Here is a 20,276-nt window from a genome sequence, read left to right as displayed (position 1 = left end):
TGGTTAGAGGCAACAGGTATCATAAAAAAAGTAAAAAAGCATAGCGGATCGCTATGCTTTTTAGTACGTTAATAAATTAAACGCGTTCAATTTTACCTGATTTTAATGCTCTCGCTGAAACGTAAACACGCTTTGGTTTACCGTTTACTAAAATACGAACTTTTTGAAGGTTAGCACCCCAAGTACGTTTTGAAGCATTCATAGCGTGAGAGCGACTGTTACCAGAACGAGACTTTCTTCCTGTGATTACACAAACACGAGCCATCTATTTCCCTCCTAACAAAAAACGGAATAACATTTCAATGATTATTTTCATTCAAACACTACTATAATTTATCATACCGCTCTACTTAATGCAACAGTTATTGGTAAGTTGTTCAAGAAAAAAACCTTGACATCGAAATGTCTGATATACAAAATATTAAAGAGGGACCACCCGACTTACCTTAAAAGAATTTCATTAAAAATTGTATTTTCTATAATTAACCATGAATATTATTGAAATGCTAATAATAGTAGTGAGTCAATAGAATTATTTTGGAAAAAGGTATACAATAATAAGTAAGTAGTATAACTAACTATACTTGGATTATCCAATAAGGGGGACCAAAATATGTCATTAGAAATGAAAACTCAATATGGAACAATCGAGATTGGTACAGATGTGATCGCTACAATTGCTGGTGGAGCTGCCGTTGATTGTTACGGTATTGTTGGAATGGCTTCTAAGAAACAAATTAAGGATGGTCTTACAGAAATCCTAAAAAAAGATAACTTTACAAAAGGTGTTATTGTTCGCCAAGTAGGTGAGGACGTTAATATCGATATGTACATAATTGTAAGCTATGGTACGAAGATTTCTGAGGTTGCTAATAACGTACAAAATAAAGTGAAGTATACTCTTGATCAAACATTAGGATTATCAGTTGACTCTGTTAATATTTTTGTTCAAGGTGTGAAAGTAGCTAACCTGTAAAGACGCATTAAGGAGGAGAATTTGTGTCGATAAAACGTATTGACGGTAAATTATTTGCAGATATGGTGATTCAAGGTGCAAATAACTTAACGAAAAATGTAAAATTTGTAGATTCATTAAATGTATTCCCAGTACCAGATGGTGATACTGGAACAAATATGAATCTTTCTATTACTTCTGGATCTAAGGAAGTAAAAGAAAAACCAAATAGTCATGTAGGAAAAGTTGGTCAAAGCTTTGCAAAGGGCTTATTGATGGGGGCGCGTGGAAATTCTGGTGTAATCCTTTCTCAATTATTTAGAGGTTTTTCTAAATCGATTGAATCAAAGGATACAATTTCAACAACTGATTTTGCTTTAGCATTAGAAGCAGGGGTAGAAACTGCTTATAAAGCTGTTATGAAGCCTATTGAAGGAACAATCTTAACAGTTGCAAGAGAAACAGCAAAAAAAGCAGTTGTCATAGCAAAAACACATGAAGAATTTATTCCTTTTCTTGAGGAAACAATTATTGAAGCAAATGCATCATTAAACCGTACCCCAGACTTACTACCTGTGTTAAAACAAGTTGGTGTAGTCGATAGCGGAGGCCAAGGTTTAGTACTTGTCTATGAAGGATTTTTAGCATCATTAAAAGGTGAAGAAATTTCCTTAGAAGGTGCTGAGGCGACTCTTTCACTTGAGGAACTTGTTGAAGCAGAACATCGAAATGTACAAAGTATGTTAAATACGGAAGACATTGTATACGGATACTGTACTGAATTTATGGTGCGATTTGAAAAAGAAAAATTAAATAAACATCCTTTTGACATAGACACTTTCCGTAAAGAGTTAAGTGCATGGGGTGATTCTTTATTAGTAGTTGCTGATGATGAAATTGTAAAAGTTCATATTCACGCTGAATACCCTGGGGAAGTATTTAATTTAGGTCAACGTTTTGGAAGCTTTTTAAAACTAAAAGCTGAAAATATGCGCGAACAACATACTAACTTACTACATGAAGAGGTTTCAAATGAATCTCCTTCTAAAAATGAGTCTACACAACCTACTGAAAAACAAGAATTTGGTATCGTTACGGTAGCTATGGGATCAGGGATTAAAGCATTATTTGAAAGTATTGGGGCAACTGTTGTAATTGAAGGCGGTCAAACAATGAATCCTAGTACAGAAGACATTGTAAAAGCAATTGAACAATGTAACGCAGAAAATGTTATTGTACTTCCTAACAACGGAAATATCGTGATGGCGGCTGAGCAAGCAGCATCTGTTGCAGAATGTAATGTAGCAGTTGTTACGTCTAAAACAGTACCTCAAGGTATGTCAGCTTTATTAGCATTTAATCCTACTGCATCATTAGCTGAAAATAAATCAGGAATGCAAGATGCATTAAAGACAGTAAAAACAGGTCAAATAACTTATGCGGTTCGAGATACTGAAATTGATGGCGTAGAAATAACAAAAGATCATTTCATGGGAATCCTTGAAAGTAAAATTGTTACAACAGATGCAAATCAATTTGAGGCTGCAAAAAAATTATTACAAGATATGATTGATGAAGATTCTGAAATATTAACAATCTTATATGGTCAAGATGTATCAGATGAAGAAATTTCAAAATTGGTTGAATTTGCCGAAGAGAGCTTTGATCATTTAGAAGTTGAAGTTCATAACGGAAATCAGCCTTTATATTCGTATATTTTTTCAATTGAATAAAAAACAAAGAGAAGAAGTGGGATGCACTTCTTCTTTTTATTTGTTGGTTTACACTATTAAATACTCTTTTGGAAAGGACTAAGCAGGCGCGCAGAGGGGACTCTGCTCTCTCCCCAAAAAAGGGAGTAACTTGGAAAGGAAATCGACAAATTGCTTATTTAGTCTTCTTTTTTGTAAATTATTTAAGTTGTATTGTAAAATAACGTAGAACTCTGTAGAATTTCGTATTACACTATAAGGTGGACATTGTTTTGTCCATAATACCAACTTTTTATATAAATGATTTGTACTAACAAAACAAAAACTAAATATAATACGCTTTTACAATAACGTATTGGGGGAAACGTGATGAAATATAAAAGTGTTTTTGACATAATTGGTCCAATTATGATTGGCCCTTCTAGTTCACATACAGCTGGAGCGGCTAAAATTGGTCGTGTAGCAAGAAATCTTTATGGAAAAGAACCTAAAAAGATTTTGATTTCATTATATGGTTCATTTGCTAAAACATATCGTGGACATGGGACAGATGTTGCGCTTATTGGTGGTCTATTGGATTTTGATACATTCGATGAGCGTATTCCAGAATCATTAAATATTGCACAAGAAAAAGGGATGTCAATTGATTTCATTGAAGAAGATGCAGTAACGGAGCATCCAAATACAGTGAAAATTTCGATTCTCGATGATGACCAACCATTTGAATTAGTAGGAATTTCAATCGGTGGTGGAAAAATTGAAATTATTGAATTGAATGGATTTGAACTAAAACTTTCGGGTAATTACCCAGCAATTCTTGTTGTGCACAATGACCGTTTTGGTTCGATTGCTGGTGTAACAAATGTCCTAATGAAATATGCTGTAAATATTGGCCATATGGAAGTTTCACGTAAAGAAGTCGGACAAATTGCTTTGATGGCAATTGAGGTCGACCAAGATCTAGATGATAAAGTAATTAAAGAAATTGAATCTTTACCACATATCATTCGTGTTACGAAAATGGTTGATTAAGGAGAGGGGGAACTTATATGTTTAAAAATGTTGCTGAATTAGTTGAATTAGCTGAATCAAAAAATGTTAAAATTTCAGAAATAATGATTCAACAAGAGATGTTATTTACAGGAAGAAGCCGTGAAGAGATTATCGGTAAAATGGAGCAAAATCTTGTTGTTATGGAAAAGGCAGTTGAAAGAGGACTTGCAGGTGTTCACTCGCCAACAGGTTTAACAGGCGGAGACGCTGTATTACTTCAAAATTATATTGCAAAAGGTAATTTCCTTTCAGGCCATTTACTTTTAGATGCTGTTAGTAAAGCGGTTGCGACAAATGAAGTAAATGCTGCAATGGGTACGATTTGTGCAACACCAACAGCAGGTTCTGCTGGTGTAGTTCCTGGAACCCTTTTTGCTGTAAAAGAGAAATTAAATCCTACTCGAATGCAAATGATTGAATTCTTATTTGCATCTGGTGCTTTCGGTTTTGTTGTAGCCAATAATGCGTCAATTTCAGGTGCTGCAGGTGGCTGTCAAGCGGAAGTAGGCTCTGCAAGTGGTATGGCAGCAGCTGCGATCGTTGAAATGGCTGGTGGTACTCCAAGTCAAAGTGCTGAAGCATTTGCCATTACATTAAAAAATATGCTTGGTTTAGTATGTGACCCTGTTGCAGGTTTAGTAGAAGTACCATGTGTTAAGCGTAATGCAATGGGTGCTGCTAACGCAATGGTAGCAGCAGATATGGCATTAGCAGGTATCACAAGTCGTATTCCATGTGACGAAGTAATTGATGCTATGTATCGAATTGGACAAACAATGCCATCTGCGTTAAGAGAAACTGCAGAAGGAGGACTAGCGGCAACGCCAACAGGACGTGAATTAGAAGCAAAAATATTTGGTGTTTCGCTAAAAAAATAGTGAGTATTGAACTTGAACAAAAAGTATCTGTATTAAGTGGTGTCGGCGAGGAAACTGAAACACAATTAAATGATATGGGTATTTTTACTATAAATGACTTAATCGAATATTTACCGTATCGATATGAGGATTTTCGAAATAAGGATTTATCAGAAGTGAAGCATGAAGAGCGCGTGACTGTCGAGGGGATTGTTCATAGCGCTCCTCTTCTTCAATATTTTGGCAAAAATAAATCTCGTCTAACATTTCGACTTTTAGTGGATCGATACTTAATTACTGTTATTTGTTTTAATCGACCGTATTTTAAAACAAAGTTAAACTTAAATGAGCATGTAACTGTTTCTGGCAAGTGGGATCAACATAAACAAACCATTTCATTATCAGACCTCGTATTTGGTTCTCGTACGAATAGTCATGAAATTGAGCCTGTCTATTCAATTAAGGGAAAAATGTCTGTAAAAACAATGCGTAAATTTGTCGAGCAGTCTTTTAAAAAATATGGACATTTAATAAATGACTTAGTGCCAAACGAACTAATTCAAAAATATAAACTTTTAAATCGTTCAGAAACAATGAGATTACTTCACCACCCAATTGATGCGAATAGTTTAAAACAAGCTAGAAGAAGCTTTGTTTATGAGGAGTTTTTTCTGTTTCAACTAAAAATGCAAGCACTTCGAAAAATTCAGCGTAATCAATCAAAAGGTATCCCAAAAACATTAAATATTGAAAAAATTCAACAACTAATCCAATCCTTACCATTTCCTCTGACATCAGCTCAAAATAGAGTTGTACAAGAAATATTCTCAGATTTAGAAAGTCCTTATCGAATGAATCGCTTATTACAAGGTGATGTAGGGTCGGGAAAAACCGTTGTCGCTACCATTGCATTGTATGCATGTACACTTAATGGTTACCAAGGTGCATTAATGGTGCCTACAGAAATTTTAGCTGAGCAACATTTTGAATCTTTAGCAAAAATGCTACAACATACTGAAGTGAATGTTGAGCTTCTGACAAGTTCTGTAAAAGGTAAAAAGCGTCGTGAAATCCTAGAACGATTAAAAAACGGTGAAGTACATATTTTAGTCGGAACTCATGCTTTGATTCAAGATGAGGTTCAATTTAATAAATTAGGTATTGTAATTACAGATGAACAACATCGGTTTGGTGTTGGTCAACGTAGAGTTTTAAGAGAAAAAGGCTATTTTCCAGATGTATTATTTATGACAGCAACTCCAATCCCAAGAACTTTAGCAATAACGGCTTTTGGTGAAATGGATGTCTCGATTATTGATGAATATCCGGCAGGTCGTAAAAAAATAGAAACGTATTGGGTTAAACAAGAAATGTTTGATCGCGTTTTAGATTTTATCGGTAAAGAAATTAAAAATGGTCGACAAGCATATCTAATTTGTCCACTAATCGAGGAGTCAGAGAAACTAGACCTTCAGAATGCATTAGATTTACATAGTGTTCTATCTTTTCATTATCAAAATACGGCGAAAGTCGGTTTGATGCATGGAAAGCTTTCATCAACAGAGAAAGATGACGTGATGAAGGCATTTGCAGCGAATGATGTACAAATATTAGTATCAACAACAGTTGTAGAAGTAGGTGTAAATGTACCGAATGCAACTGTGATGGTTATTTATGATGCAGATCGATTTGGACTTTCACAATTACATCAGCTAAGAGGACGAGTTGGACGAGGTTCAGAACAATCATATTGTATTTTAGTTGGCGATCCAAAAAGTGAAGTGGGAAAAGAAAGACTAACAATCATGACTGAAACAAACGATGGTTTTGAGTTAAGTGAAAAAGATTTAGAGCTTAGAGGACCAGGAGATTTCTTTGGAAAACAACAAAGTGGTGTACCTGAATTTAAAATGGCTGATATGGTACATGACTATCGTGCATTAGAAGTTGCACGAAATGATGCAACATTACTTGTTAATTCAGATGTATTTTGGAAAGCTAATGAATATCAAGGATTAAGAATGTACTTGGATAGAACGGGAATATTTAATTCAGAAAAATTAGATTAGTACTAGGTATTAAAAGTTTGTCAAAAAACTATTGTAATACGTGGATTTTTAATATAAACTGTATTTAATACCTGGTCACAAATTAGTAGTTGAGGTATGTAATATGAGAAGAAATAAAAAAGATCGTCATGAATTGTTAAAAAAAATTATAAAAGAAAATCCGTTTATTACAGATGAAGATTTAGCTAATCAGTTATCTGTGAGCATACAAACTATTCGTCTTGATCGTCTTGAGTTATCAATTCCTGAGTTAAGGGAGCGCATCAAAAATGTTGCCACTCAGCAATTAGAAGATGTAAAATCACTACCAGTAGATGAAATAATCGGTGAAGTTATTGATATTCATTTAAACGAAAGTGCCATTTCTATATTTGACGTTAAGGAAGAGCATACTTTTAGTAGAAATGGAATTGCCCGAGGTCATCACTTATTTGCCCAGGCTAATTCTTTAGCAGTTGCAGTTATTCATGATGATTTAGCTCTTACAGCTAAATCCAATTTTGTTTTTATTAAACCAGTAAGAACAAATGACCGAGTAATTGCGAAGGCAAAGGTTTTACCGCAAAAAGGAGATCCGAGGCGTACTACAGTTGATATCAATGGCTATGTTGAAAAAGAACATGTATTTCATGGCTTGTTCGAAATGTACCACCGAAGTATTGAAGAATAGGAAGTGAACAAGATGAAATTAGCGATCGATGCAATGGGTGGAGATCATGCCCCAAAAGCCATCGTTGAAGGTGCGATACTTGCAGTTGAAAAATTAAATGATATACATATTACTTTAATTGGTGATGAATCAAAAATTAAACCATTCTTAACGAATGATAAAAATATAACGATTATCCATACAGATGAAGTAATTGAAGGAACGGAAGAGCCAGTTAGAGCGGTTAGAAGAAAAAAGAATGCTTCTATGGTCTTAATGGCAAACCAAGTAAAAGAAGGCAATGCTGATGCATGTATTTCTGCTGGAAATACTGGCGCATTGATGACAGCGGGCTTATTAGTCGTTGGTCGAATGGAAGGTGTAGAACGACCTGCACTTTCACCTACGATGCCTACTTTAGATGGCAAAGGCTTTGTATTTCTTGATGTAGGTGCAAATGTTGATGCAAAAGCAAACCATTTACTTCAATATGCAATAATGGGATCTGTATATGCCGAAAAAGTTAGAGGTATACATAATCCGACTGTTGGATTACTAAATGTAGGCACGGAAGATAAAAAAGGTAATGAACTTGCTAAACAAACATTCCAATTACTAAAAGAAAGTAATTTGAATTTTATAGGAAATGTTGAAGCTAGAGACTTAATGAACTCAGTAGCAGATGTGGTAGTTACAGACGGGTATACTGGAAATGTAGCTTTAAAAGCGATTGAAGGTACTGCACTTGCAATGTTTTCATTAATTAAAGATGCGATGCTTACTAATTTCACATCAAAGCTTGCAGCAGCTGTATTAAAACCAAACTTAAAAGGTGTAAAAAAGAAAATGGATTACTCCGAGTATGGTGGAGCAGCGTTATTTGGCTTAAAATCACCTGTCATTAAGGCTCATGGAAGTTCTGATGCGATGGGGATTTTTAGTGCAATTAAGCAAACGCAAACGATGGTTGAACATAATGTTGTAAAACTAGTAAGTGATCACATGGAGAAAATCGAATCAAATGCATAAGGGGGTCACTCCAATGGGTAAAGTGGCGTTTATTTTTCCTGGACAAGGATCACAAAAAGTTGGAATGGGTAAAGATGTAGCTGAGAGCTATAATGAATGTGGATCTATTTTTGAAACTGCTAATGAACAAATTGGTTTTAGTCTTTCTGAGATTATTTTCAATGGAACAGATGAAGAGTTAACTGCTACATATCATGCACAGCCAGCAATCTTAACAACTTCAATTGCTATGCTTGAGAAGATTAAATCAGCTGGAATTAAACCAGACTTTGTCGCTGGTCATAGTTTAGGTGAGTTTACAGCACTTGTTGCAGCTGAAAGCATTTCATTTGAAGACGGTGTTAAATTAGTACATACACGTGGGAAATTAATGGAGCAAGCTGTACCAGTAGGACAAGGTGCTATGGCAGCTGTATTATTTTTAGCTCCAGAAAAAATTGAAGAAGTTATTTCTGAAGTGAATAAAAATGGACATTCTGTAGGTATTGCGAATTATAATTCTCCTACACAAGTAGTTATTACAGGAGATGCAGAAGGTGTACAAATTGCTTCTGGTTTACTAAAAGAAGCTGGAGCTAAACGTGTATTACCTTTAAAAGTAAGTGGACCATTCCACTCATCTTTAATGAAACCTGCTAGTGAAGAATTCCAAAACGAGCTTGGTAAAATAAATGTAAATGATTGTGTAACGCCATTAATTTCAAATGTTACTGCTAAAGTTGTGACAGATGCAAATGAAATTAAAGAATTATTAGTTAATCAATTATATTCTCCGGTAAAATGGAATCAATCGATTCAAGAATTAGTTGATCTTGGTGTTGATACATTTGTTGAAATTGGTCCTGGAAAAGTTTTAACTGGATTAGTAAAAGCAATCTCTCCATCATCAAAATTAGTAAATGTTTATGATGTTGAAACATTAAACCAATTTTTAAATGAATGGGAGGAAATAAAATCATGCTAAATGGTAAAGTTGCATTAGTCACAGGTGGATCTCGCGGTATCGGACGAGCAATCGCCTTAACTTTAGCGAAAAATGGTGCAAATGTAGTTGTTAATTATTCAGGGAATGAAGCGGCTGCTCTTAAAGTTGTAGAAGAAATTACAGCTCTTGGAGTTAAAGCTATTGCATATAAAGCAAATGTATCAAATGGTGAAGAAGTTGCTGCATTAGTAAAAAATACTGTTGATGAATTTGGTAGTATTGATATACTAGTAAACAACGCAGGTATTACAAGAGATGGTCTTTTATTACGTATGAAAGATGCTGATTGGGATGATGTAATTGATACAAACTTAAAAGGCGTATTCAATTGTATCAAAGCAGCAGCGAAGTTTATGACTCGTCAACGTAATGGCCGCATCATTAATATTAGTTCAGTTGTTGGACAAATTGGTAATCCTGGACAAATGAACTATGTAGCTGCAAAAGCTGGCGTATTAGGTTTAACAAAAACAGCAGCAAAGGAATTAGCTTCTAGAAACATTACAGTTAATGCAATTGCACCTGGTTTTATTGAAACTGATATGACAAATGAATTAAATGAGCAAATTAGAACGCAAATGTTATCGAATATTCCATTGCAATCTTTTGGTCAACCAGAAGATATTGCAAATGCTGTAGTGTTCTTAGCAATGGATGCAAGTAGATACATTACTGGCCAAACAATCAATGTTGATGGTGGACTTGTAATGAATTAGTTTGGCGTTTGCCAAATTTTTATGTATAATGCATAAGTAGACAATCTTTGGGGGGAGGTGAATAATAATGCAAGATGTATTAGAGCGCGTATCAAAGATTATTGTTGACCGTTTAGGTGTAGAAGAATCTGAGATCCAAATTACAAGCCGTTTCAAAGAAGATTTAGATGCAGACTCATTAGACGTAGTTGAATTAGTAATGCAATTAGAAGATGAGTTTGAATTAGAAATTTCTGACGAAGATGCTGAAAAAATCGTCACAGTTGGTGATGTTGTGAACTACATAGAGAGCAACATGTAATGAGAAAAGTCCCGTATTTTATACGGGACTTCTCATCATTTTCTTGACTAGTAGGTTTAGCAGCATATCAAACTGCTTTTTAGTTGGAGGTAAATATGCCGCATTCAAGAAGAGTAAGAGAATATAAACTTTCTGATGTTGAAAAAGAGAATTTTGTAAAATTACAAAAACAAATAAATATTATGTTTAATAATGAGGGCTTGCTAATTCAAGCGTTTACACATTCATCCTATGTGAATGAGCATCGTAAAAAACCATATGAAGATAATGAGAGATTAGAATATTTAGGGGATGCTGTTTTAGAGCTTACCGTTTCACAATATTTATTTCAAAAATATATTACTATGAGTGAAGGCGAGTTAACAAAATTACGTGCCGCAATCGTTTGTGAACCATCACTTGTGAAATTTGCGAATGAATTAGATTTTGGTCGATATATATTACTTGGTCGCGGAGAAGAAATGACAGGTGGTCGAACACGTCCAGCATTACTTGCGGATGTTTTTGAAGCATTCATTGGATCATTATATTTGGACCAAGGATTACAAACAGTTATAAACTTCTTATCTCTTCATATATTCCCAAAAATAAACGATGGTGCTTTTTCGCATGTGATGGATTTTAAAAGTCAATTACAAGAGTTTGTACAAAGAGACTCCACAGGTTCAATTGAGTATAAAATACTTCAAGAAAAAGGACCAGCTCATAACCGTGAATTTGTTTCAAAAGTATTATTAAATGGCGAAACATTAGGAATCGGTAGTGGTAGATCTAAAAAAGAAGCAGAGCAACAAGCAGCTAAAGAAGCATTATTAAAATTAAAAGAGTCAAGTAAATAGATTAACTAAAAAATCTAGTAGAAACTTGTCAATTAAACAATCAAACTTGATTTTTAGACTGATTGCAAGCGCTTGACATTCGAGGGTTGAAGCCTGGTGAGGAGTTTAAGTTATCATAGATGATAAAGAGCACCGTTAGACAGGTGAAGCAACGAAGAAAGCGAGTGTTTGGCGGGCAGTCTGCTCCCCCTTTTATGGGGGAGTTTTTGTGTATATAATTAAATCAAAAAGGGGGAATTCAGTTGTTCCTCAAACGACTAGATATAATTGGATTTAAATCATTCGCTCAGCGAGTTACGATCGATTTTGTAAAAGGTGTTACAGCAGTTGTAGGCCCTAATGGAAGTGGTAAAAGTAATATTACAGATGCCATTAGATGGGTATTAGGCGAACAGTCAGTCAAATCATTACGAGGAGCGAAGATGGAGGATATCATTTTTGCTGGTAGTGATGGAAGAAAACCTTTAAATTATGCAGAAGTTACTTTGACTTTAGATAATGAAGATCAACAATTACCACTTGAGTATAGTGAAGTAAGTGTAACTAGACGTGTTTACCGTTCTGGAGATAGTGATTTTTATATTAATAAACAATCTTGTCGCTTAAAAGATATTGTTGATTTATTTATGGATTCTGGACTTGGAAGAGAGGCATTCTCTATTATTTCTCAAGGGAAAGTTGAAGAAATATTAAGCAGTAAGCCAGAAGAGCGAAGAGGAATTTTTGAAGAAGCAGCTGGAGTATTAAAATATAAAAACCGAAAGAAAAAGGCTGAAGCAAAATTATTCGAAACGCAAGAAAACTTAAATCGAGTTGATGATATTTTATTTGAATTAAGTTCTCAAATTGAACCATTAAGAATGCAAGCTTCAATTGCAAAGGAATACATAGAACATAGGGATGAGCTAGAACAGGTTGAGGCAGCTCTCTTAGTATACGAAATTGAATCGCTTCACCAGAAATGGGAAGAGCTTAAACGAGAAATTGCCCAAAATTCTGATTTAGAGATTGCGTTATCGACAGAGATTTCGACTGAAGAATCAAAACAACACGAATTACAAGAGAAGTTAAATGCATTAGATGAATCAATCGATCAATTGCAGCAAGTTTTATTAAGTGTAACGAAGAACTTGGAAAAATTTGAAGGTCAGAAAGAGCTAATGAAGGAGCGAAAAAGAAATACTTCAACTCAATCTGAACAATTAAGAAAACAGATTGATGAAGTTACTGAACAAATAAACGAGACGACTAAATTAATCGAAGTAGAAAAAGAACAAGAAAAACTTTCTCGTCAAAATGTAAACAAAACGAGAACAAATATTGTTGAGATCCAAAATGAGATTACATCTTATGAGGGTGATATTGAAGAACAAATCGAATTAATAAAATCTGATTATATTGAGCTTTTAAATAATCAAGCATCGATAAAAAATGAAAAAACGATGCTTGAAAAACAAAGCCAGCAATATTCAGTAAAATCGAGTCGATTAGATTTAGAAAATGAAAAATACATTCGTCAAAGAGAGCAATTACAGAATAGAAAAACTGAGTTGCTTAATGAAAAAGAACAATTTGATTTAACGTTTAAAGAGTTAAATGGAAAGTTTGAATCTCTGAATAAGCAGTACAATGAAACTTCAACAGTTTTAAAGGAAAAAGAAGAATTACTTAATAAAGCTTATCAGTTTATTCAACAAACAAAATCTAGAAAAGAAACACTTGAAGAACTTCAAGAAGATTTTGCTGGTTTTAATCAAGGTGTTAAAGAAATATTGAAAGCAAGAGGCACAAGACTAGAAGGTATTAAAGGTGCAATTGCTGAACTAATTACAACAAACAAACAATACGAAATTGCAATTGAAATTGCACTAGGTGCAGCTACACAACAAATTGTTGTTGAAAATGACGAGCATGCTAGAAGAGCAATTCAATTTTTAAAGCAACAACGATTAGGCCGAGCTACATTTTTACCAATGAATATTGTTAAAGCTCGTTTTGTACCAGCTAATGTAATTGAAGGATTAAAAAGAAATCCTTCCTTTATTGGGGTTGCATCATCACTTGTTAGTTATTCAAGCGAGTATGAGCAAGTGATTCAAAACTTACTTGGAACTGTTTTAATCGCACAAGATTTAAAAGGTGCTAATGAGTTGGCTAAACTCGTTGGGCATCGCTATCGCTTTGTCACGCTTGAAGGTGATGTAGTTAATCCTGGTGGAGCGATGACTGGTGGAGCCGTTCGAACAACGAATTCTTCACTTATAGGAAGACAGCGAGAATTAGAAGAAATCACTGTAAAGCTAAAGGATATGCAAGAAAAGACGAACTTGCTTGAAAATGAGGTTCAAACGCTTAAAACGACAAATCTAGAAAGTTCTTCTAAAGCTCAAACGTTAAATGATGAAATTCAAAATGTTAAGCAATTAATTGTTTCAATTATGGAACAACTAAAAAGTATCGAATTTGAAGAAAAGAATATAAACGATGCTTTAGCAATCTATGATTTAGAAATGGGAAGTTCAGCAAGTGATTTATTAAAGGTTAAAGACCGTCTAGAGGAATTATCATCATTAGAAGCTAATGTAAAAAATGAGATTATTTCAAAAGAACAGAAAATCAATGAATTAACTGAACGGAAACTAAATCAAAAGGAAATTAAAGATGAATTACAATCGAAGTTAACTAGTCTAAAAATTTCTCTAGCACAAGAAGAGCAAAAGTTAAGTTATAGTAACGAAAGAATTCGCCAGTTTGAGGAAAATTCGATAAAACAAAAGCAAATTCTTGAAGAAACGAAGGAAAAAATAATCTTCTTATCAAGTGAACTTATGACGAATGAAAATGGTAAGGAAGAGCTCGAGAAAATCATTTCGGATACTCGAATTGAATTTTCAAAAACGACAGAAATTATTTCGAAACGTCGAGAGCAACGAAGTGCTTACCAAACAGAACTAGAAGATTATGTTCAATCATTACGTGAAAAGCAACGTCAATATAAGTCACTTTCTGATTTACTAAAACAGCAAGAAGTAAATAGTAATCGACTGGATGTAGAGCTTGAAAATCGTCTTGAACAACTAAATGTAAAGTATATGACTACTTACGAAGCGGCCAAAATGAAATATACACTTGAAATGACAGTTGATGATGCAAGGAAACGAGTTAAACTATTAAAGCGTTCAATTGAGGAATTAGGAACTGTTAATATTGGTGCAATTGATGAGTATGAACGTGTATCTGAACGTCATGATTTTCTTCAAGAACAAAGAACTGATTTAAATGAAGCAAAAATCACACTTTACAATGTAATTAGTGAGATGGATGAAGAAATGACAAAACGTTTTGAAACAAGTTTTAGTGCAATTCGTGAAAAATTCCAAGTCGTCTTTACTCAGTTGTTTGGTGGCGGAAGAGCTGATTTAGTTCTAACGGATGCGGAAAATTTATTGTTAACAGGTGTTGATATTGTTGCACAGCCTCCAGGTAAAAAACTTCAAAATTTAGGCCTATTATCAGGAGGCGAACGAGCGCTTACTGCAATTGCTCTACTTTTTGCTATTTTACAAGTACGTCCAGTACCTTTCTGTGTACTTGATGAGGTGGAAGCTGCACTAGATGAAGCCAATGTAGCTCGATTTGCAAAGTTCTTAAAATACTTTAGTGAACAAACTCAATTTATTGTTATTACACACCGTAAAGGTACGATGGAAGAATGTGATGTATTATACGGTGTTACAATGCAAGAATACGGAGTTTCTACGCTAGTATCAGTTCGTTTAGATGAAGGTGAAGCATTATTATCGAATGGTAATTAGAAAGGATTGAAATTATGAGCTTTTTTAAGAAATTAAAAGAAACAATCTCGAAGCAAACGGAGTCAGTGACTCAAAAATTTAAATCTGGATTAGAGAAATCTAGAAATAACCTGACAGAAGGGTTAAACGATTTATTTGCTAGATACCGTAAAGTAGATGAAGATTTTTTTGAAGAACTTGAAGAAATTCTAATTATGGCTGATGTTGGTGTAAACACAGTAATGGAATTAGTAGAGGACTTGAAATTTGAAGTTAAACGAAAAAATATTCAAGATCCAAAAGGTGTACAAGAGGTTATTTCTGAAAAATTAGTTGAATTGTATAAAGGTAATGATTTAACAGATGATTCATTTGAGTTAAATTTAAATCCTGATGGTTTAACAGTTGTTTTATTCGTTGGAGTTAACGGTGTAGGAAAAACGACTTCAATTGGTAAAATCGCTCATAAACTAAAAACTGAAGGCAAAAAAGTACTACTTGCTGCTGGAGACACATTTAGAGCCGGAGCGATTGAACAATTAGAAGTTTGGGGAGATCGTGTCGGTGTTGAAACAATTAAACAAGGTGAAGGATCAGACCCTGCTGCAGTAATGTATGATGCAGTTCAAGCTGCAAAAGCTCGTAAAGTCGATGTTTTACTTTGTGACACAGCAGGCCGCCTACAAAATAAAGTAAACTTAATGAAAGAACTTGAAAAAGTACGTAACGTCATTGCTAGAGAAGTACCTGGTGCACCACACGAAGTATTACTAGTAATTGATGCAACGACTGGCCAAAATGGTCTTGTTCAAGCGAAAACATTCTCCGAAGCTACAAATGTTTCTGGTATCGTCTTAACGAAACTAGATGGAACGGCTAAAGGTGGTATTGTTTTAGCAATCCGAAACGAACTAAAAGTACCCGTTAAATTCGTTGGCCTTGGCGAACAAATGGACGACCTACAACCATTCCAAGCAGAACAATTTGTATATGGCCTATTTGGAGATTTAATAAATAAAGAAGCATAAGTAATTAAGAATTGAAGTGGATCTGTTTAAATTAAAAAGACATATCCACTTTTTTTTAAATATGTTAATAACAAGATTGGTAAGACCATGTTGAAAGAATGCAAGATGGCCCACATAAAGCAAGGACTCAACATTGGAAATTAACTAACAAATAACGTAAGTTTCAAATTTGCTAAAGTTAAGACAATTAGGATAAAAGTTCAAATTAATTTCGTTGTTTTGATTTTCATTAATCGTCAAGTAAAAAACTTGACAGATATTTGTGTATTAGGTAAACTAGCATATGTAAAGGCAATTCACTTAACAAAGGAGTGATAGTTTTGGCAGATCATACAATGTTAGATAAGACGATGAGAATCAATTATCTATATGATTTTTATCATTCTCTTTTAACTCCTAAACAACAAAGCTATATGTCATTATATTATTTGGATGACTATTCTTTAGGTGAGATTGCGGAAGAGTTTAACATTAGTAGACAGGCGGTTTATGATAATATAAAACGTACTGAAGCTATGTTAGAAGAATATGAAGAGAAATTATTACTTCTAAAAAAATTTCAACAACGAAATGAACTTTTAAATCATTTGAAAACTTATGCTAAAAAAGGTAAAGTTGTAGATGACGAGTTTCTTCGAGTGATCGATGCGTTAGAGAAATTAGAATAATAAGGAGGACGGTTTTATGGCATTTGAAGGATTAGCCGACCGACTTCAAAAGACATTACAAAAGGTTCGAGGCAAAGGTAAAGTATCTGAATCTGATGTCAAGGAAATGATGAGAGAAGTTCGTCTTGCTTTACTAGAGGCGGATGTTAACTTTAAAGTTGTTAAAGATTTTGTGAAACGTGTTTCTGAACGAGCTGTAGGACAAGAAGTATTACAAAGCTTAACGCCTGGTCAACATGTTGTAAAGGTAGTTCAAGAAGAACTAACGGCATTAATGGGTGGAGAACAAAGCAAAATTGCTGTTTCAAATCGCCCGCCGACTGTTATTATGATGGTTGGTTTACAAGGTGCTGGTAAAACAACAACGACTGGTAAATTAGCGAATTTACTTCGAAAAAAGTACAATCGTAAGCCACTTTTAGTTGCAGCAGATATTTACCGTCCTGCCGCGATTAAACAGCTTCAAACATTAGGTAAACAACTAGATTTGCCTGTATTTACATTAGGAGATCAAGTAAGTCCGGTTGAAATTGCGAAACAAGCGATTCAACACGCTAAGGATGAACATCATGACTATGTCCTAATTGATACTGCAGGTCGTTTACATATTGACGAAGGTTTAATGGAAGAACTTGCACAAATTAAAGAACTTTCAAAACCTGAAGAAATCTTCCTAGTTGTTGATGCAATGACAGGACAAGATGCAGTCAATGTGGCACAAAGCTTTAATGATCAATTAGGTTTAACTGGAGTCGTTTTAACGAAGCTTGATGGCGATACTCGTGGTGGTGCCGCATTATCAATTCGTGCAGTTACAAATACTCCAATTAAATTTGTTGGACTTGGTGAAAAACTAGATGCAATTGAGCCGTTCCATCCAGAACGAATGGCATCACGTATTCTAGGAATGGGTGATGTGCTTACTTTAATTGAAAAGGCACAAGAAAACGTAGACCAAGAAAAAGCAAAAGAAATGGAACAAAAATTAAGAAATGCATCTTTTACTTTAGATGATTTCTTAGACCAACTTTCTCAAGTTAAAAAAATGGGACCACTTGGTGATATTTTAAAAATGATGCCAGGTGCAAACAAAATTAAAGGATTGAATGATCTGCAAATTGACGATAAACAAATCGCTCATGTAGAGGCAATTATTCAATCGATGACAAAGCAGGAAAAGCTTACACCAGATATTATTAACTCAAGTCGCAGAAAGCGAATAGCTAGAGGTTCTGGTCGCCCTGTACAAGAAATAAACCGTTTATTAAAACAGTTTGAAGAAATGAAAAAAATGATGAAAATGATGGGCGGTATGCAAAAAGGGAAGAAGAAAGGTTTTAAATTTCCGGGCTTATTCTAACCTATTTGTATAATTTTCCAGCATTTAAACATCATTTAATAAAAAATTATGCTGTTAAGAAATTTTACTTTACAAACAGTATTGGTTTTTGATAATATATAAATCGTTGTAAATATTTTCGGAGGTGCTTTAAAAATGGCAGTTAAAATTCGTTTAAAACGTATGGGAGCTAAAAAATCTCCTTTTTACCGTGTAGTAGTAGCAGACGCTCGTTCTCCTCGTGATGGACGTTTCATCGAGGAAATTGGAACTTACAATCCAGTTGCTCAACCAGCTGAAATCAAAATTAACGAAGAAGCAGCATTAAAATGGTTAGGAACAGGTGCTAAACCATCTGATACAGTTCGTAACTTATTCTCTAAAGCTGGTATCTTAGAGAAATTCCACAACGCTCGCAACGGCAAGTAATTATGGAAAAAAAGATGAATACACTCATCAATGCAATTGTTTCAAGTCTTGTAGATCATCCAGAGGATATTTCACTTCAAGTTAAAGAAGATGAGAACAATCTATTCTTTCATTTACAGGTAAACCCTGAAGATGCTGGTAGAGTGATTGGCAAACATGGTAAAATTGCTAAAGCGATTCGTACGGTTGTATATGCAGCAAGTAATGAACACGCAAAACGTATTCACTTAGATATTCAGTAAAGTAAAACGGTCCTTGGCTATAGCTAAGGGCCGTTTTCAACATTACAGAGTTTACGAGCACTAGCTCTCCAATAACATGTTGTCGTTTGAACTTTGAGGTAGCTTTTAATGCTTTTATGACTTTTAGATATGCTATACTTGGCATTAGACATCTTGTATTAACCGTCTAAGGTCTCAGATAGACATATATACCATCTAAATGGTCAAACTAATCATAAACATAGAAATTTTAATATAGAGGTAAAAAAATGAAAAAATATTTAAATGTCGGAAAAATTGTAAATACACATGGAGTTCGAGGAGAGGTTCGTGTTATTTCAAGAACTGATTTTCCAGAAAAACGTTACGTAAAAGGTAATACACTATATTTCTTTAAGGAAAACGAATCGACACCAATTGAATTAGTCGTAACAAGTCACCGTGTACATAAAAATTTTGATTTACTTACATTTGAAGGGTATGAGTCTTTAAACTCTGTAGAACCACTTAAGAATGGGATTTTAAAGATTACTGAAGATCAATTACACGAGCTAGATAAAAATGAGTACTATTACCATGAAATTATTGGTTGTGCTGTTGAGACAATTGATGGAGAAGAAATCGGAAAAATAAAAGAAATATTATCTCCAGGCGCAAATGATGTATGGGTTATTCAAAGAAAAGGTCAAAAAGATGCTCTTATTCCTTATATCGAGCAAATTGTGAAAGAAATAGATGTAGCGAATAAAAAGGTTAAAATCGAATTAATGGAAGGTCTATTATGATGAAATTAGACTTTTTAACCCTTTTTCCAGAAATGTTTGAAGGAGTTTTAAATTCTTCTATTTTAAAAAAAGCACAAGAAAAAGAGGCGGTTAAATTTCGCTGTGTAAATTTTAGAGATTACTCTACGAATAAACATTCAAATGTTGATGATTATCCATATGGTGGCGGCGCTGGTATGGTACTAGCCCCACAGCCGATTTTTGATGCTGTTGATGAATTAGTATCAAAAAGTGAGAATAAGCCGAGAGTAGTCCTTCTATGCCCTCAAGGAGAGCGATTTAATCAACGTAAAGCTGAAGAGCTTGCAAAAGAAGAGCATTTAATTTTTATTTGTGGACATTATGAAGGCTATGATGAACGAATTCGTGAACATGTAGTGACGGATGAAATCTCAATTGGGGATTATGTATTAACAGGTGGAGAACTTGGTGCTATGGTTATTGCTGATAGCGTTGTTCGTTTATTACCTGGGGTACTTGGTAATACTACTTCAAAAATTGAAGATTCATTTAGTACAGGCTTATTAGAGCATCCTCATTACACGAGACCTGCAGAATTTAGAGGTCATAAAGTACCAGATGTTTTATTATCAGGAAATCATGCGAAAATCGAAGAATGGCGAACAAAGCAATCTTTTAAACGAACGATCACGCGACGTCCAGACTTACTCGAAAACTACTCTCTTTCTAAAATAGAGTCAAAATGGATGGAGCAAGTAAAAGAAGAATTAAACAAAGAAAACTAGTTGCGTGCACTAATAGAATATGTTAATATAACTTGTGGCTTGAGTAAATACTTAAGCCTTTATTCTCGGTGTTCCGCTGCGAGTCACTAAATCTTGTAAGA

At 34.4% G+C, this 20,276-nt stretch carries 20 protein-coding genes; 19 read left to right on the top strand and 1 reads right to left on the bottom strand.

Annotated elements, in window-relative coordinates:
- Nucleotides 1–76: 76 nt before the first annotated feature.
- Nucleotides 77–265 carry a 50S ribosomal protein L28 gene (gene rpmB, locus BED47_RS16420; RefSeq protein ID WP_025568947.1) on the bottom strand — a complete coding sequence of 63 codons (189 nt, stop codon included), beginning with the start codon at nucleotides 263–265 and terminating at the stop codon, nucleotides 77–79.
- A gap of 348 nt (nucleotides 266–613) precedes the next feature.
- Between rpmB and BED47_RS16415 the strand changes: the two genes are divergently transcribed.
- The 19 genes from BED47_RS16415 to trmD all read left to right on the top strand — a co-directional run bounded on the left by BED47_RS16415 (nucleotide 614) and on the right by trmD (nucleotide 20,175).
- Entirely contained in the window at nucleotides 614–976 is a 363-nt protein-coding gene (locus BED47_RS16415; RefSeq protein ID WP_025568946.1) for an Asp23/Gls24 family envelope stress response protein, read from the top strand.
- Nucleotides 977–999: 23 nt separating this feature from the next.
- Nucleotides 1,000–2,688: a DAK2 domain-containing protein gene (locus tag BED47_RS16410; protein ID WP_069034525.1), complete on the top strand. Its 1,689-nt coding sequence runs from the start codon at nucleotides 1,000–1,002 to the stop codon at nucleotides 2,686–2,688.
- 348 nt (nucleotides 2,689–3,036) lie between these two features.
- Nucleotides 3,037–3,699, top strand: coding sequence for an L-serine ammonia-lyase, iron-sulfur-dependent subunit beta (gene sdaAB, locus BED47_RS16405; RefSeq protein WP_025568944.1), 663 nt, complete (start codon nucleotides 3,037–3,039; stop codon nucleotides 3,697–3,699).
- A 17-nt stretch (nucleotides 3,700–3,716) separates the two neighbouring features.
- Nucleotides 3,717–4,598 (top strand): L-serine ammonia-lyase, iron-sulfur-dependent, subunit alpha, encoded by an 882-nt coding sequence (gene sdaAA / locus BED47_RS16400; protein ID WP_025568942.1) that lies wholly within the window; start codon nucleotides 3,717–3,719, stop codon nucleotides 4,596–4,598.
- The gene (gene recG / locus BED47_RS16395; RefSeq protein WP_069034524.1) at nucleotides 4,598–6,646 is read left to right on the top strand and encodes an ATP-dependent DNA helicase RecG; all 2,049 of its coding nucleotides are present in this window, start codon (nucleotides 4,598–4,600) and stop codon (nucleotides 6,644–6,646) included. Before sdaAA ends, recG begins: the two co-directional genes overlap by 1 nt.
- Nucleotides 6,647–6,749: 103 nt before the next feature.
- On the top strand, nucleotides 6,750–7,316 hold the full coding sequence (gene fapR / locus BED47_RS16390; protein WP_025568940.1) for a transcription factor FapR: 567 nt from the start codon (nucleotides 6,750–6,752) through the stop codon (nucleotides 7,314–7,316).
- A gap of 12 nt (nucleotides 7,317–7,328) precedes the next feature.
- The gene (gene plsX, locus BED47_RS16385; RefSeq protein ID WP_069034523.1) at nucleotides 7,329–8,324 is read left to right on the top strand and encodes a phosphate acyltransferase PlsX; all 996 of its coding nucleotides are present in this window, start codon (nucleotides 7,329–7,331) and stop codon (nucleotides 8,322–8,324) included.
- Between the two features lie 13 nt (nucleotides 8,325–8,337).
- Entirely contained in the window at nucleotides 8,338–9,288 is a 951-nt protein-coding gene (fabD, locus tag BED47_RS16380; protein ID WP_069034522.1) for an ACP S-malonyltransferase, read from the top strand.
- The gene (gene fabG / locus BED47_RS16375) at nucleotides 9,282–10,025 is read left to right on the top strand and encodes a 3-oxoacyl-[acyl-carrier-protein] reductase (RefSeq protein ID WP_025568937.1); all 744 of its coding nucleotides are present in this window, start codon (nucleotides 9,282–9,284) and stop codon (nucleotides 10,023–10,025) included. Before fabD ends, fabG begins: the two co-directional genes overlap by 7 nt.
- Nucleotides 10,026–10,092: 67 nt before the next feature.
- Nucleotides 10,093–10,326: an acyl carrier protein gene (gene acpP, locus BED47_RS16370; RefSeq protein WP_025568936.1), complete on the top strand. Its 234-nt coding sequence runs from the start codon at nucleotides 10,093–10,095 to the stop codon at nucleotides 10,324–10,326.
- Nucleotides 10,327–10,421: 95 nt separating this feature from the next.
- Nucleotides 10,422–11,165, top strand: coding sequence for a ribonuclease III (gene rnc, locus BED47_RS16365; protein ID WP_025568935.1), 744 nt, complete (start codon nucleotides 10,422–10,424; stop codon nucleotides 11,163–11,165).
- Between the two features lie 242 nt (nucleotides 11,166–11,407).
- Entirely contained in the window at nucleotides 11,408–14,980 is a 3,573-nt protein-coding gene (gene smc, locus BED47_RS16360) for a chromosome segregation protein SMC (RefSeq protein WP_069034521.1), read from the top strand.
- A 14-nt stretch (nucleotides 14,981–14,994) separates the two neighbouring features.
- The gene (gene ftsY, locus BED47_RS16355; protein WP_069034520.1) at nucleotides 14,995–15,987 is read left to right on the top strand and encodes a signal recognition particle-docking protein FtsY; all 993 of its coding nucleotides are present in this window, start codon (nucleotides 14,995–14,997) and stop codon (nucleotides 15,985–15,987) included.
- A 335-nt stretch (nucleotides 15,988–16,322) separates the two neighbouring features.
- A complete protein-coding gene (locus tag BED47_RS16350; protein ID WP_025569019.1) occupies nucleotides 16,323–16,655 on the top strand; it encodes a putative DNA-binding protein in 333 nt (110 codons plus the stop codon).
- Nucleotides 16,656–16,671: 16 nt separating this feature from the next.
- The gene (gene ffh / locus BED47_RS16345) at nucleotides 16,672–18,015 is read left to right on the top strand and encodes a signal recognition particle protein (protein WP_025569020.1); all 1,344 of its coding nucleotides are present in this window, start codon (nucleotides 16,672–16,674) and stop codon (nucleotides 18,013–18,015) included.
- A 135-nt stretch (nucleotides 18,016–18,150) separates the two neighbouring features.
- Nucleotides 18,151–18,423: a 30S ribosomal protein S16 gene (gene rpsP, locus BED47_RS16340; protein WP_025569022.1), complete on the top strand. Its 273-nt coding sequence runs from the start codon at nucleotides 18,151–18,153 to the stop codon at nucleotides 18,421–18,423.
- A gap of 14 nt (nucleotides 18,424–18,437) precedes the next feature.
- Nucleotides 18,438–18,665, top strand: a complete 228-nt coding sequence (locus tag BED47_RS16335; protein WP_025569023.1) for a KH domain-containing protein — start codon at nucleotides 18,438–18,440, stop codon at nucleotides 18,663–18,665.
- A 248-nt stretch (nucleotides 18,666–18,913) separates the two neighbouring features.
- A complete protein-coding gene (rimM, locus tag BED47_RS16330) occupies nucleotides 18,914–19,429 on the top strand; it encodes a ribosome maturation factor RimM (protein ID WP_025569024.1) in 516 nt (171 codons plus the stop codon).
- Complete coding sequence (gene trmD, locus BED47_RS16325) at nucleotides 19,429–20,175, top strand: tRNA (guanosine(37)-N1)-methyltransferase TrmD (protein ID WP_025569025.1); 747 nt, start codon at nucleotides 19,429–19,431, stop codon at nucleotides 20,173–20,175. The genes rimM and trmD overlap by 1 nt, the downstream gene beginning before the upstream one ends.
- Nucleotides 20,176–20,276 lie beyond the last annotated feature (101 nt).

Source organism: Gottfriedia luciferensis, from assembly GCF_001712755.1.
Classification (GTDB): Bacteria; Bacillota; Bacilli; order Bacillales; family Bacillaceae_G; genus Gottfriedia; species Gottfriedia luciferensis_B.
The sequence above is the reverse complement of the archived record's forward strand: the minus strand, read 5'-3'. Positions and strand labels throughout refer to the sequence as shown.